Genomic DNA, 14,548 nt, shown 5'->3' on the forward strand with positions numbered 1-14,548 from the left:
GCATCCGATCTCAAAAATCATACAATTTCAAGACTGCAACGTTGCAGTAAAACACGCGCCCCGCCCTCTGTGGCCGTCTTTCCACACCGATTCGAGCGGCTGACGCGCTGCCTTGAACCGTCCGCCGATGCTCGGACCGACGAGGCGGAACGGGTTTGCACAAACAATGAGCAGAGCGCGGGGACGGCGCATTCTACTTTAGTCGGAGGCGGCCGAACTACACGGGAAAATCACGCCTTGGACTTGAACGCGCGCTTGAAATCGGCACTCTGGCTGTGCTTGGCACAACAACCATAAAAAGCCATCGCGGGGAGGAAATCGATGAGAGCTTTGCTCGGCTTCAGCCGATTAATAGACACGATTACGGAATTCATCGGAAAGAGCGTTTCATGGCTGATTCTGGCCGCGGTGCTCGTCAGCGCCGGCAATGCCGTGATCCGAAAAATCTTCAACATGTCGTCGAATGCCTGGCTCGAGGCGCAATGGTACCTGTTCGGCGCCGCCTTCATGTTCGCGGCCGCCTACACGCTGAGCCAGAACGAGCATATCCGCATCGACGTGGTCTACGGCCAGTTTTCGCGCCGCGTGCAGCACTGGATCGATTTGCTGGGACACCTGTTGTTCCTGATGCCCTTCGTGCTGCTCGTGCTCTACTACCTCTTCCCCTATGTGAAGATGTCCTACGTCTCGGGTGAAGTCTCCTCCTCGGCCGGCGGCCTGATCATCTGGCCGGCCAAGGCCATCCTGCTCGTCGGCTTTCTGTTGCTCGCCTTTCAGGGCGTATCCGAGATCATCAAGAAGATCGCGATCATGACCGGCAACATGGAGGACCCGACACCCTATGTGCCGACCCATGCGCCGCTTGACGATGCCGTGTCTCCGGAGACCCGTCCATGATCGAATTCATCGCTGAAAACCTGGCGCCGATCATGTTCGCGTCGCTGATCGTGTTCCTGCTTTTGGGATACCCGGTCGCCTTCTCGCTCGCCGCCAACGGCCTGCTGTTCTTCATCGTCGGCGTCGAGCTCGCGCCGCTGTCCGACTCGATCAACCTTTCCTGGCCGCTGCTCAACGCGCTGCCGGACCGGTTCTGGGGGGTGATGTCCAACGACACGTTGCTCGCCATCCCCTTCTTTACCTTCATGGGGATCGTGCTCGAGAAATCGGGCATGGCCGAAGACCTGCTCGACACGATCGGCCAGCTCTTCGGCCCGATCCGCGGCGGTCTTGCCTATGCGGTGATCTTCGTCGGCGCGCTGCTGGCCGCCACGACAGGCGTCGTTGCCGCCTCGGTCATCGCCATGGGCCTGATCTCGCTGCCGATCATGCTGCGCTACGGCTATGACCGGAAGGTCGCCTCGGGCGTCATCGCCGCTTCGGGCACGCTCGCCCAGATCATCCCGCCGTCGCTCGTCCTGATCGTTCTTGCCGACCAGCTCGGCCGCTCGGTGGGCGACATGTATGCCGGCGCCCTGATCCCGGGTCTGGTGCTCACCGGCCTTTACATGATCTACATCCTGATCATGACGATCCTGAAGCGTGACTCCATGCCGGCGCTGCCGCTGGAAGCGCGCACGCTGGGTTCCGGCGTCACCTCGCTGGCGATCGCGCTTGCGGTCGCAGCCGGCATCGCCTATGCCGCCCACGTCTACCTCTCCCCGACCCAGGGCGAGAACGCCGACATCCTCGGTGCAACGGTTGGCGTCGCCTTCATCTATGTCGTTGCCCTTGCCGACAAGAATCTGAAGATCAATGCGATGTCGCGGCTCGCCCAGCAGGTCATCATCGTGCTGATTCCGCCGCTGGCGCTGATCTTCCTCGTTCTCGGCACCATCTTCCTCGGCATTGCGACGCCGACGGAAGGCGGCGCCATGGGCGCGGTCGGCGCGCTGATCATGGCTGCGGCCAAGGGCCGGCTGCACATGGACGTCGTGCGCGGCGCGCTCACGGCCACCACCCGGCTATCGGCCTTCGTGCTGTTCATCCTGATCGGGGCGCGCGTCTTCTCGCTCACCTTCTACGGGGTCAACGGCCACATCTGGGTCGAACACCTGCTGACGGCGATGCCGGGCGGCGAAGTCGGCTTCCTCATTGCCGTCAACATGCTCGTCTTCTTCCTGGCCTTCTTCCTGGATTTCTTCGAGCTTGCCTTCATCATCGTGCCGCTCTTGGCGCCCGCCGCCGACAAGCTCGGCATCGACCTCATCTGGTTCGGCGTGCTGCTCGGCATCAACATGCAGACGAGCTTCATGCACCCGCCCTTCGGCTTCGCGCTGTTCTACCTGCGCTCGGTCGCGGCAAAGGTACCCTATCTCGACAAGATCACCGGCAAGACGATACAGCCGGTCACCACCGGGCAGATCTACTGGGGTGCCGTGCCCTTCGTCGGCATCCAGATCCTGATGGTGGCGCTGACGATCATGTTCCCGCAGATGGTCATGCACTACAAGGGAACCGGCGCTGGCGTCGATCCGAACACCATCAAGATCGAGGTGCCGGGCTTTGCCCCCGGCGGCGGCCTCGGCCTGCCCGGCGGCCTGCAGCTTCCGGGCGGCAGCCCGCTCGACCAGAAGCCGGCCAACCAGGGTGGCGGCACCCAGCCGCAGACGGCTCCGTCGAACGACCTCAGCCAGCCGCCTTCGTTTGGCGGCACGGGTGCCCAGCCGCAAACGGCACCTTCAAACGACCTCAGCCAGCCGCCATCGTTCAAGTAGAGCGGACAGGCACGCAAATAGAGGGCGGCCCCACGGGCCGCCCTCTCAGCTTGCGGTCCCCCCGGAGATGGCCCCTTGCGGCGCCGCCGTCAGGCTGCCGGGAAAGGCATATCTGATCATCGCAGCTTGCGGGGGCAAGCCCGGGCGCTATCCAAGATTCCTGTGCCTGTCACGGGAATCTAGTCAGCCCAAGTTCTTGGGCTGACTAGAGCCTTTTGACCCGACCGCTGGATCCCACCATAAGGGCGAGGATGAAGGAGAAGGGGATGCCCGCTTGCCAGAAAGCCGCCGTCTTCATTTGCTGACAGGTTCCTCCGGATAGATATTCCGCTCAGTCGAGCCGCTTGGCCGGGTTTTCCCGATACCAATCGACGATCATGGGCATCATCTCCTCGAACGGCCCACCGACGAAGACGTTGAGCAGGCCCATGCGCGAGGCGCTCTCGTTGCGAAAATCATGCATCGTCCCGCGCGGGATGACACAGAGCGAGCCCTTGGCCATCTGGTGCCAGGTCTCGCCGACGAGGATGCTGGCGGTTCCCTCGATCACGTAGAAGATCTCGTCATTGTCGTCGTGCTTGTGGGCGCCCGGCCCCTCGTGCCGGGCCTCGAGCCACCATTCCGAGATCGAAAAGCGTCCCTCGGTCTCCGGCCCATCGGCTTTGAAGACCGCCTGTATGGCGCCCATGTCGTACCGCCGGCCCGCGTCGGGTCCGAGCACCAGCGATTGGCCTTCACTTGGCATGGCTGCTCCTCCGCTCCGTTGAGGCCGCAACCCTACCACGAAATCGCGATCTTCGCCGGTTGATCCCGCCAAACGAAAAAGCCGCCCGCAACGGATGTTGCGAGCGGCTCCTGACCTGTCTGCAATGAGCGGAAGCTTAGAGCTTGCCGCCGCGCTGCTGGATCATCATGAAGGTGTCGTAGTTGTATTCGGCGATCTGGGCGTTGAGGTAGTATTCGCCACGGAAGGCCTTGATCGAGTCCCAGATCTTCTTGAAGGTCGGGTTCGAGTCTTCCATTTCGGCATAGACTTCGTTCGCCTTGTCGAAGCAGGCCGAAAGGATCTCGGCGCTGAACGGGCTGAGCTTGGCACCGGAAGCCACCAGGCGCTTGATTGCCGAGGGGTTCAGGTAATCGTACTTCTGCAGCATGTTCGCGTCGGTCGCCTGGCAGGCGGTGCGCAGCAGCGACTGGTAGTTCTTCGGCAGGCCCTCGAAGGCCGCCTTGTTGAACATGGCGTGGACCGTCGGGCCACCTTCCCACCAGCCGGGGTAGTAGTAATAGGGCGCGACCTTGTAGAAGCCGAGCTTCTCGTCGTCATAGGGGCCGACCCATTCGGCGGCATCGATGGTGCCCTTTTCGAGCGCCGGATAGATGTCGCCGCCGGCGATCTGCTGCGGCACGACGCCGAGCTTTTCGACGACCTTGCCGGCGAAGCCCCCGATGCGCATCTTCAGGCCCTGCATGTCGGCGACCGTCTTGATCTCCTTGCGGAACCAGCCACCCATCTGCACGCCGGTGTTGCCGTTGGGGAAGCCGACGAGCCCCTGCGTGCCGAGGAATTCGTTGAAGAGGTCGATGCCGCCGCCATGGTAGTGCCAGGCGTTCATGCCGCGCGCATTGAGCGCGAAGGGAACGGCGGCACCCAGCGCCCAGGTCGGATCCTTGCCCCAGTAATAGTAGGCGACCGTGTGGCAGGCTTCGACGGTACCTGCAGCAGCCGCGTCAGCGGCCTGCAGACCGGGAACGATTTCGCCGGCAGCAAAGACCTGGATCTGGAAGGCGCCGTCGGTTGCTTCCGACACGTACTTCGACAGCACTTCGCCGCCACCGTAGATCGTGTCGAGCGACTTCGGGAACGACGATGCCAGGCGCCAGTTGATCTTCGGGTTTGATTGCGCGATGGCCGGCGATGCGAGTGCCGTGGCGGCGACCGCACCAAGCCCACCGAGACTCGCGTTTTTGATAAATGAACGGCGATCCATGGTTCCTCCCCTAGTTCTCGCCAAAAGGGCGGCCGCGATCAGCGCTACCACCCATCAATCCACCCTGCCCCTTCCCGGACGAAGGTGGCTCCTCCTCGTTAACCTGCCAAAACGACGCAAATCGGCGCCGCTATCGACGGGCATGCCCGCACCTTACAGAAACACCAAGGCATGTCCAGAAGCCGCTTTCCGGCACCTATTCGACTTTTGTCTAATGCGCCGGAAAGCCCGGGATTTTGCCTAAAATGCAGGCAAATCAATGTTTTCAGCAGAGCTTAGAGCTCCGCTGACTTGGCCCAGAGGTTGATGTCCGCCTCACGCGCATAGAGATCGATCTCGGCCAGTTCGTCTGCCGTGAACGTGTCGTTCTCCAGCGCCTTGACGCAATCGACGATCTGCTCGGAGCGGCTGGCGCCGATCAGCGCCGAGGTGATGCGGCCGCCGCGCAAGACCCAGGCGAGCGCCATCTGCGCCAATGTCTGGCCGCGCTTTTCGGCAATGCCGTTCAGCTTGCGGATGTTGTCGATGATCTCCGGCCGGATGAAGTCCTTCTTGAGGAAGTGGTTCTGCGCCGCACGGCTGTCGGCCGGAATGCCCTGGAGGTACTTGGTCGTCAGCATCCCTTGCGCGAGCGGCGAGAAGACGATCGAGCCGATGCCGAGATCTTCGAGCGTATGGATCAGGCCGTCATCCTCGATCCAGCGGTTGAGCATGGAATAGCTCGGCTGGTGGATGAGGCACGGCGTGCCGAGATCCCTAAGGATCGCCGCCGCTTCACGGGTGCGCTGCGAATTGTAGGAGGAGATGCCGACATAGAGCGCCCGGCCCGAGCGCACGATATGGTCGAGCGCGCCGCAGGTCTCTTCGAGCGGCGTATCCGGATCGAAGCGGTGCGAATAGAAGATGTCGACATAGTCGAGGCCCATGCGCTTCAGGCTCTGATCGCAGGAAGCGATCATGTATTTGCGGCTGCCCCATTCGCCGTAAGGGCCGGGCCACATGTCGTAGCCGGCCTTGGAGGAGATGATCAGCTCGTCGCGCAGGCCAGCAAAGTCCGTGCGCATGATCTCGCCGAAGGCGGTCTCGGCCGAGCCCGGAGGCGGGCCGTAATTGTTGGCGAGATCGAAATGGGTGATGCCGAGATCGAAGGCGGTGCGGCACATGTCGACCTTGCGGTCATGCGGCGTGTCGCCGCCGAAATTGTGCCAAAGCCCCAGCGAGATCGCCGGCAGCTTCAGGCCGGAGCGCCCGACGCGGTTATATTTCATGGTGTCGTAGCGGTTTTCCGCCGGTAGCCAGGTCATCGCACAATCCTCCGCGATCGGGTACAGGTGGCGGCCCTATCCGCCACCCTCGAAAATGAAACGGTTTCCGTAGCGGTTGGCCGCAACGGAAACCTCAGTTCACAAAGGTCTAAACCTGTCCGCCGTCGCTATGAAGCGGCAGCGACGCGATTTCCCGATATTTCTTCCTCCGTCTCGCGCAACAGCGCCCTCGCCTCCTCGATGCCGAGAGCGGCCGGCTGGGTGCAGGTGGTGGAAAGCTCGATGAAGCGGCCCTCCTCGCCCGACTTCAGGATCGACACCATCACGTCGACGCCGTGCAGCGCGCGGTCGAGCGAGCAACGGGCATCGCGGCCTTCGAGGATCGCCAGCGCCATGTCGGCAAGGCCGGCGGTGCGGTAGTTCGCCATCGGTCCCTGCGGGTGCTCCTGGTTCTCGATGCCGAAGGGGTGATCCCAGGGTTCCAGCGGCTGGATATTCTTGTCGCGGCCGCTTGCTTCCACCTTGCCGCCGAAGAAGTTCGGATCGGGCACGTAGAGCGAACCCTCGGTGCCGTAGAGCTCCATGTTGGCATGGCGGTGCGACCAGACATCCCAGCTTGCCGACAGCGTGATCGTCGCGCCGTTCTCAAATTCCAGCAGCGCATGGATGTTGGTCGGGGTCTTGACCGGGATCACCTCGCCCTTGCGCGGCTCGCTGGTGATCGTACGGGTCGGATTGGCCATCGAGGAAAGGGCGGCGACGCGCTTCACCGGCCCGATCAGGTTGATCAGGTTGGCGATGTAATAGGGCCCGAGATCGAGGATCGGTCCGCCGCCCGGCAGGAAGAAGAAGTCCGGGTTCGGATGCCACATCTCCATGCCCGGGCTCATGACGTGGCAGGTGCCCGAGGTCACCCGGCCGATCTTGCCGGCGTCGATGGTGCTGCGGGCAAGCTGGTGTGCGCCGCCGAGGAAGGTATCCGGCGCGCAGCCGACCGTCAGGCCCTTCGCCTTGGCGATCGTCCGCAGTTCTTCGCCCTGTTCCAGCGAAAGCACCAGCGGCTTTTCGGAGTAGACGTGCTTGCCGGCTTCGAGGATCGCCTTCGATACCGGAAAATGCGCGTCGGGGATCGTCAGGTTGACGACGATATCGACATCCGGATTGGCCAGCAGCGCCTCGATGCTCTGCGCCTCGACGCCGTATTCAGCCGCCCGCGCCTCGGCCGCCGCCGGATTGATGTCGGCGCAAGCGATAACCTTGATGCCCTTAAAGAGCGGTGCGAGCCGGAAATAAGTGGTGGAGATGTTGCCGCATCCGATGATGCCGACGCCAAGTTCCTTGGTCATGGATGAACCTGCTTCTCAATAGGATTGGATGGAGGCGAGCGAGCGCTTGGCGAAGCGCTTGAAATCGCTCGGATTGTCGTGCTCCGCGATGAAGTAACGGGCCTTGGTGGAGGCAAGCGCCTGGAACAGGCCCTTCCAGTCGACGGTGCCCTCGCCGACATCGGCCCAGCCATCCTCGTCCTTCTTCTCGCCCGCCGGCGCGATGTCCTTCACGTGCACAGCGGTGATGCGGTCGCCATATTTCTTGATCCAGGCGATCGGGTCGGCACCGCCGCGGATGATCCAGGCGATGTCGGCCTCCCAGGAAAGATCCGGTCCGCCCGCAAAGATCAGATCTTGCGGGATGCTGCCGTCGGGAAGCGCTGCGAATTCGAAGTCGTGGTTGTGCCAGCCGAAGATCAGCCCGGCGTCGCGATAGGGCTTGCCGGCTTTCTGCAGTCGCTCGCCGAAGGCGCGCCAGCCGGCGGCATCCGTCGGGCGCTGGTCGGGCATCAGGTAGGGGCAATAGATCGCCTTGATGCCGAGCGCCCTGGCGATCTCGAGCACGCGGGCCGGATCGCTCTCCAGCATGTCGAGACCAAAGTGGGCGGTCGGCATGGCCAGGCCGTTGCTGTCGAGCCCTTCCTTGAAACTCGCGATCTCCGCGTCGCTGAGCGCCGCATAGAGCGCGCCATAACCTTCGACCTGGCTGTAGCCGGCCTCACCGAGCGCCGTGAGCACATTGGCGAAAGGCGGGAAATTGCGGGCGCTGTAGAGCTGGAAACTGACGTCCTTCATGAAATCCTCCTCGTTTGGTCTTGGGATCACTTGAGCCAGGTGTCGTAATCCGACACCAGCAGGTGGGTGGGTGCCGTGTCCTCCTCGATCGCCGAGAAGCGGCCGACGGGTTCGCGGAAATAATTGTCGGTGAGATCGTCGTTGACGGTCGAAACCTCGCCCATCAGCACGTCGGCGCCTTCGGCCCAGAAGGCGTGCCAGTTGCCGGGCAAAAGCGTGACGCTTTCGCCAGCCTTCAGCTTCAGCAAATCACCGGCTTTGAGGGTGCGCAGCCGCGCATCGGTGGCAACGACGACATCGCTTTCCTCGTCGACGGAACCGTCGGGCCTGGAATTGTACATCTGCAGCACCAGCGCGCCGCCGCCGCGATTGATGATGTCCTCGGTCTTCACCGCGTGGCGGTGCAGCGGATTGACCTGGCCCTTGGCTGTGATCATCAGCTTCTCGGCATAGACCATGCCTTGCCCCGTCCTGAGGTTGGAGGCATCGCCGTTGCGGAGCGTGAAGAGCACGAGGCCAAATTCGTCGAAGCGTCCCTTGCCGTAGTCGGTGATATCCCAGCCGAGGCGGGCATCGAAGATCGTCGGGCTGTCGGAGGCGACACGCGCCTTCAATTCCTCCGGCGACCAATAGGCAAAGGGCGGCAGCGTGAAGCCGAAGCTCTTCATGAAGGCATCGCTTTTGGCGATGATATCGTTAACGTGGCTGCGTTTCATGGCGGTCAACCCTTTCCCTGGCAGGATTCGAGATCGAAGGCGGCAAAGCGTGGGAGATCACCTGCGCCAAGCGGCACCTTCGGCGTGAAGCGGATGACCTTCGCCTCGCCGGCGGAAAGGTCGAAGGCATTGTCGGAGTAGCGGCCGGCGACGTCGGCCTCGATCATCACATGCAGCGCCAGCCCACTCGCCTTGACGGTGACGTCGAAAGCGCCCTCGCCTGATCGTGCGACATCGAGCGTGAGGCCGGATGGCTGAAGATCGAGCGCCTTGTAGGTGCCGTTGACGTGATGCCCCTCGCCGCGCATCCCGTTCGACGCTTCGAAGGACCAGAACAGCAGGCTGTTGGCGGGAATATCGGAAGCAGCGATCGTCACCAGCGTTGCTGCGCGATCCGGGCTGCAGGTGCCGGCGGCTGCCGTCAGCGGCGTGCGCTTGCCGTCGAGCGAAACGAGGAAGGTCTGCAGCTCGACCGTTACCGGCCCGGCCGTGTCGTTGACCATCGAGAAGGCGATTTCCTTGCCGTCGGTTGACGGGATCGCCGCAACCGATACCGGCTGGAAGAAGCGCCGGACCATGTAGTGCATCGCCTTCCAGCTGCCGCCATAATCCAGGCTCGACCAGGACGCGACCGGCCAGGTGTCGTTGAGCTGCCAGTAGAGCGTGCCCATGCAGTGGGGCTTCAGCGAGCGCCAATAGTCGACGGCGGTGCGGATCGCCAGCCCCTGCTGGATCTGGCTGAGATAGACGAAGGCAGGGAAATCCTTGGGGAAGCGGAAGTAGCGGAACATCGTGCCGGCGATGCGCTCGTTGCCGCCGACGTTCTTCTGGTGGCTCTCGATGACAGGCGACGCGATGTTGAGGTCCTTTTCCGCCGCAAACTGCCGGATCACCGGCATCGACGTATAGGACTGGAAACCGAACTCCGAGCAGAAGCGCGGGCGCACGCTGCGATAATTGTCGAAGGACTTGTTCTCGTGCCAGACCGACCAGTAGTGCATGTCGCCGGAGCCATCGGCATGCCAGGCATCGCCGAAGTCGAGATAGCCGGACGCCGGGCTCGACGGCCACCAGATCGCTTCGGGAAGTGCGGTTTTCAGCGCCACCTCGATCGTGCGGTTCAGCCGATCATAGGAGACGAGATAGCGGTCGCGATCCTTGCGCGGCTCGTCGAACCAGGTGAGCGCGCCGACGAGTTCGTTATCGCCGCACCAGACCGCGATCGACGGATGGGTCGACAGGCGTTTGGCCTGATAGTCCACTTCGGCCGCGACATTCTCCAGGAAATCCGGGGTCGACGGATAGAGGTTGCAGGCGAACATGAAGTCTTGCCAGACCATGAGACCGAGCCGGTCGCAGAGATCGTAGAACCAGTCCGGCTCATAGAAGCCGCCGCCCCAGATGCGGATCATGTTCATGTTGGCGTCGACGGCCGAGGTCAAAAGGTCCTCGACGCCTTCGCGCGTCACCCGTGACGCCAGCGCATCGGCCGGGATCCAGTTGGCGCCCTTGCAGAAGATCTCGCGCCCGTTGACGCGGAAGGCAAAGCGGCTGCCGGCCTCGTCCTTGTCGGTCAGCAGTTCGATGGTGCGGAAGCCGATCTGGCGGGTCACCTGCTCCTGCGGCACTTCGACGTTCAGAACGGACAGGTGCTGCTCGCCGCTGCCCGCCGGCCACCAGCGCTTCGGCTTGGCGACGGTGAAGACATGGGTGATGCGCGTCTCCCCTTTGCCGACGGCGCAGTCCAGCCGCTCGCGATCATCGTCGAGCGAGAAATGTATGGGCACGATGCCGGCCGCATCGGCAAAGAGCGTCACCGTCACCACAAGGTCGACGACACCATCCTCCAGCCAGACCTGCTTCGTCGTGACATGCTCGATGCGGGCGATCTCCAGCCGGCAAAGGGCGATTTCCCCATAGACGCCGAGCGGCGCGATCGCGAGGTTCCAGTCCCAGCCGAAATGGCACTGCGGCTTCCTCAGCATGTTGCCGTTGGCGATCGGCGAATTGCCGGGATGATAGGGCACGTAAAAGGGCTGCGCTGCCTGACGCCGCGCGCCTTCTGATATCGAGGATCGTAGCGCGATGCGGATGCGGTTCTCACCGGCGACGAGCGCCTTTGAGACGTCCGGCCGATAGCGGCGGAAGCAATTGTCCGCCTCGAGCACCAGCCGGTCGTTGACGAAGACCGAGGCAACCGTATCGAGGTATTCGAGGTCGAGATACCAGTAGCCCGAGAGGTCATCGGCTGCGACCATAACCGTGCGTTCGATCACCCAGTCCTTGTGCGCCACCCACTGCACGTCGTTCTCGTTGCGGCCGACATAGGGGTCGTCGATCGCGCCAGCCTTCAGCAAGGCCGAGTGCACGTCGCCCGGCAACGCCATCGTCAGCGTGTGGCTGTGGTCGACGGAAGAGAGCTGCCAATCGCCTGCGAGATCGAGACGGATGGCGTTTCGGGTGTAGTCCTGAGAAAGCATTATCGTATTCCACGGGTCGACCGGCAACGCCGGCACAGTCATTGTCGGGATCGGCCGGGCAGCAGTTCCGCCCGGCGCCACCCCCTATTCTTTACGTCCGCGCATCTCGTTTCCGCAAAACCGCTTCACACTTTTGCGCGACATGCAGCTAGATGCGGTTCTCGCTCGTCGCATCGAAGATCGAGGCGACGCCCATGTCGAAGGAAAGCGTCACGGCCGTACCCGGCGCATAGCGCCGCTGGCCGGCGATGCGCACCGACATCGACTGCCCGGCGAGCTTCAGCCACAAGAGGTTGTCGGCACCCATCGGCTCCTCGATATCGACGACTGCACGATGCGAGGCCGCTGCGCCGCCCGCCACCTCGTCGACACGCACATGTTCTGGCCTGAGGCCGAGAACGACCTTCTGCCCATGCACGAACGGCGCGCGTGACGGATAGGCGGACACGTCGAAATCGACGCCGTTGACGTGGACGTAGGCGCGCTGGTCGCGAAGCTGCAGTTCGCCGCGGAAGAAGTTCATCGACGGCGAGCCGATGAAGCCGGCGACGAACAGGTTTTCCGGCGCGTTGTAGATCGTCATCGGATCGGTGAGCTGCTGGATCACACCGCTCTTCATGACGGCGATGCGGTCGGCAAGCGTCAGCGCCTCGATCTGGTCGTGGGTGACGTAGATCATCGTGTTCTTCAGCGACTGGTGCAGCCGCTTGATCTCGACGCGCAGCTCCGAGCGCAGCTTGGCATCAAGGTTGGAGAGCGGCTCGTCGAACAGGAACACGTCGACATCGCGCACCAGCGCCCGGCCGATCGCCACGCGCTGGCGCTGGCCGCCGGAGAGTTCCGAGGGCTTGCGCTTCAGGAGCGGCTGGATCTGCAGGATCTCGGCGGCGCGGCGCACGCGCTTGTCGATCTCCTCCTTCGGAACCTTCGCAACCTGCAGGCCGAAGGAGAGGTTCTTCTCCACCGACATCTGCGGATAGAGCGCGTAGGACTGGAACACCATGCCGATGCCGCGGTCCTTGGGCTCCTCCCAGGTGACGTTCTTGTTCTTGATGAAGATCTGGCCGTCGCTGACATCGAGCAGGCCGGCAATGCAGTTGAGCAGGGTGGACTTGCCGCAGCCCGACGAGCCGAGCAGCACCAGGAACTCGCCATCCTTGATATCGAGGTTGAGCGTGTCGAGCACAGTGACGGCACCGAAGCTCAACGACAGGTCTTTGACCGATACGCTGACGTTTTGCATGTTGTTACCCTTTCACTGCGCCGGCGGCGATGCCGCGGACAAAAAGCCGTCCCGAGACGAAGTAGACGACGAGCGGCACGGCGCCGGTCAGGATCGTCGCCGCCATGTTGACGTTGTATTCCTTCACGCCCTGGACCGAGTTGACGATGTTGTTGAGCTGAACGGTCATCGGATAGTATTCCGGCCGGGTGAACACGACGCCGAAGAGGAAGTCGTTCCAGATGCCGGTAACCTGCAGGATCATCGCCACCACGAAGATCGGCAGCGACATCGGCAGCATGATCTTGAAGTAGATCGTCCAGAAGCCGGCGCCATCGACGCGCGCCGCCTTGAACAGTTCCTCCGGCAGCCCGGCGAAATAGTTGCGGAAGAGCAGCGTCAGGATCGGCATGCCGAAGATGGTGTGCACGATGATGAGGCCGGTGAGCGTGCCGTAAATGCCCATTTCGCGAAGCACGATGACGATCGGGTAGATCATCACCTGATAGGGAATGAAGGCGCCGACGATCAGGATCGTGAAGAACAGTTCCGCGCCCTTGAAGCGCCAGTTGGCGAGCGCATAACCGTTGACCGAGGCGATCGCGATCGAGACGATCGTCGAGGGAACGGTGATGCGCACCGAGTTCCAGAAGCCGCGCGAAAGGCCGTCGCAGTTGAGCCCGGTACAGGCGCTCGCCCAGGCCTTGACCCAGGGCTCGAAGGTGATCTCGACCGGCGGGGCGAAGATGTTGCCGAGGCGGATTTCCGGCATGCCCTTCAGCGAGGTCATGACCATCACGTAAAGCGGCAGCAGGTAATAGAGCGCCACGACGATCAGCGTGCCGTAGATCACGATATTGCGTGAGGACAGCGCCCGGCGGGGTTTCCGCCCGCGAGGGCCAGCCACGACGCGGTCCGTCTGCGCCTGGGCCACGGCCTCTTCGTCCACCGAATTGAAAGCAACGATATCAGACACGCTTGCGCCCTCCCCCGAATTCCAGATAGGCCCAAGGCACGATGATGATGGCGACGGTGATGAGCATCATGGTCGAGGCGGCGAAGCCCTGGCCGAGGTTCTGCGCCTGGAACATGTAGTCGTAGACATACTTTGCCGGGACTTCCGAGGCGATGCCCGGACCGCCGCTCGTCTGCGCCACAACCAGGTCGTAGACCTTGACGATACCGCTGGCGATAATGACCAGCGTCGTGATGAAGACGCCGCGCATCATCGGGATGACGACGAAGAGATAGGTCTTCCACATGGGAATGCCGTCAACGCGCGCGGCCTTCCAGATATCCTCGTCGATGCCGCGCAGGCCCGCGAGCATCAGGCACATCACGAGCCCTGTGCCCTGCCAGAGTGCGGCGATCAGGATGCCGTAGATGACGATGTCGGAATTGTAGAGCGGGTCGAAGGTGAAGCTCTCCCAGCCGAGCGAGCGCACAACCGACTGGATGCCGAACTCCGGATTGAGCAACCATTGCCAGACCAGACCCGTGACGATGAAGGACAGGGCGAAGGGGTAGAGCATGATGGTGCGGAAGGTGTTTTCGAAGCGGATCTTCTGATCCATCAGCGCCGCCAGCACGAAGCCGATGACCAGGCTGAAAATCAAAGAGAAGATGCCGTAGATCGCCAGATTCTCGACCGAGACGAGCCAGCGCGGCGCCGCCCAGAGGCGTTCGTACTGATCGAGGCCGACGAAAGAGAGCCGCGGCAAGAGCTTGGAATTGGTAAAGGAATAGACGACCGTCCAGATCGTGCCGCCGAGGAAAATGACCACGGCCGTCAGGATCATCGGGACGGAGGCAATCTTCGCATTCAGGTTCCGCAGCCACTGGTTCGGTCGGCCCGAACCCTCACTGTAGCCTGCCATGTTTGTTCCTCCGGAACTGCAATGGGTTTCGGACGATGGGCAGCGCTTTCAGGCGCCTTGCCTCATCAGGGCGACAACCACTCCCATGGAGCCGCGAACGCATCACGCGCGGACTCTCGGCACGCTCACGCCATGCCGGATGGGAGGCTTTGACCGGCCTCCT

The 14,548-nt window shown here is 62.6% G+C and carries 12 protein-coding genes; 2 read left to right on the top strand and 10 right to left on the bottom strand.

Going from position 1 to position 14,548, the window contains the following annotated elements:
- Positions 1–321: 321 nt before the first annotated feature.
- Positions 322–897 (top strand): TRAP transporter small permease subunit, encoded by a 576-nt coding sequence (locus AC1Z3V_RS27735; protein WP_429815887.1) that lies wholly within the window; start codon positions 322–324, stop codon positions 895–897.
- On the top strand, positions 894–2,714 hold the full coding sequence (locus AC1Z3V_RS27740; RefSeq protein WP_483502905.1) for a TRAP transporter large permease: 1,821 nt from the start codon (positions 894–896) through the stop codon (positions 2,712–2,714). Before AC1Z3V_RS27735 ends, AC1Z3V_RS27740 begins: the two co-directional genes overlap by 4 nt.
- Positions 2,715–3,045: 331 nt before the next feature.
- Here the strand turns inward: AC1Z3V_RS27740 and AC1Z3V_RS27745 are convergent, their stop codons facing one another.
- From AC1Z3V_RS27745 to AC1Z3V_RS27790, 10 genes are all read right to left on the bottom strand, one after another.
- Entirely contained in the window at positions 3,046–3,459 is a 414-nt protein-coding gene (locus tag AC1Z3V_RS27745) for a cupin domain-containing protein (protein ID WP_483502906.1), read from the bottom strand.
- A 136-nt stretch (positions 3,460–3,595) separates the two neighbouring features.
- Positions 3,596–4,702 (bottom strand): TRAP transporter substrate-binding protein, encoded by a 1,107-nt coding sequence (locus tag AC1Z3V_RS27750; protein WP_429815896.1) that lies wholly within the window; start codon positions 4,700–4,702, stop codon positions 3,596–3,598.
- 275 nt (positions 4,703–4,977) lie between these two features.
- Positions 4,978–6,006, bottom strand: a complete 1,029-nt coding sequence (gene mgrA, locus AC1Z3V_RS27755) for an L-glyceraldehyde 3-phosphate reductase (protein WP_483502907.1) — start codon at positions 6,004–6,006, stop codon at positions 4,978–4,980.
- A 128-nt stretch (positions 6,007–6,134) separates the two neighbouring features.
- Positions 6,135–7,313, bottom strand: coding sequence for a Gfo/Idh/MocA family protein (locus AC1Z3V_RS27760; protein WP_483502908.1), 1,179 nt, complete (start codon positions 7,311–7,313; stop codon positions 6,135–6,137).
- Positions 7,314–7,328: 15 nt separating this feature from the next.
- Complete coding sequence (locus AC1Z3V_RS27765) at positions 7,329–8,090, bottom strand: sugar phosphate isomerase/epimerase family protein (protein WP_483502909.1); 762 nt, start codon at positions 8,088–8,090, stop codon at positions 7,329–7,331.
- 26 nt (positions 8,091–8,116) lie between these two features.
- Entirely contained in the window at positions 8,117–8,806 is a 690-nt protein-coding gene (locus AC1Z3V_RS27770; protein ID WP_483502910.1) for a D-lyxose/D-mannose family sugar isomerase, read from the bottom strand.
- A gap of 5 nt (positions 8,807–8,811) precedes the next feature.
- Positions 8,812–11,286 (bottom strand): beta-mannosidase, encoded by a 2,475-nt coding sequence (locus tag AC1Z3V_RS27775; protein WP_483502911.1) that lies wholly within the window; start codon positions 11,284–11,286, stop codon positions 8,812–8,814.
- A 148-nt stretch (positions 11,287–11,434) separates the two neighbouring features.
- A complete protein-coding gene (locus AC1Z3V_RS27780) occupies positions 11,435–12,529 on the bottom strand; it encodes an ABC transporter ATP-binding protein (protein WP_483502912.1) in 1,095 nt (364 codons plus the stop codon).
- Between the two features lie 4 nt (positions 12,530–12,533).
- The gene (locus tag AC1Z3V_RS27785; RefSeq protein ID WP_429815966.1) at positions 12,534–13,457 is read right to left on the bottom strand and encodes a carbohydrate ABC transporter permease; all 924 of its coding nucleotides are present in this window, start codon (positions 13,455–13,457) and stop codon (positions 12,534–12,536) included.
- Between the two features lie 19 nt (positions 13,458–13,476).
- Positions 13,477–14,385 (bottom strand): carbohydrate ABC transporter permease, encoded by a 909-nt coding sequence (locus AC1Z3V_RS27790; protein ID WP_429815917.1) that lies wholly within the window; start codon positions 14,383–14,385, stop codon positions 13,477–13,479.
- Positions 14,386–14,548 lie beyond the last annotated feature (163 nt).

This window comes from Ensifer sp. 38_S197 (genome assembly GCF_056924495.1).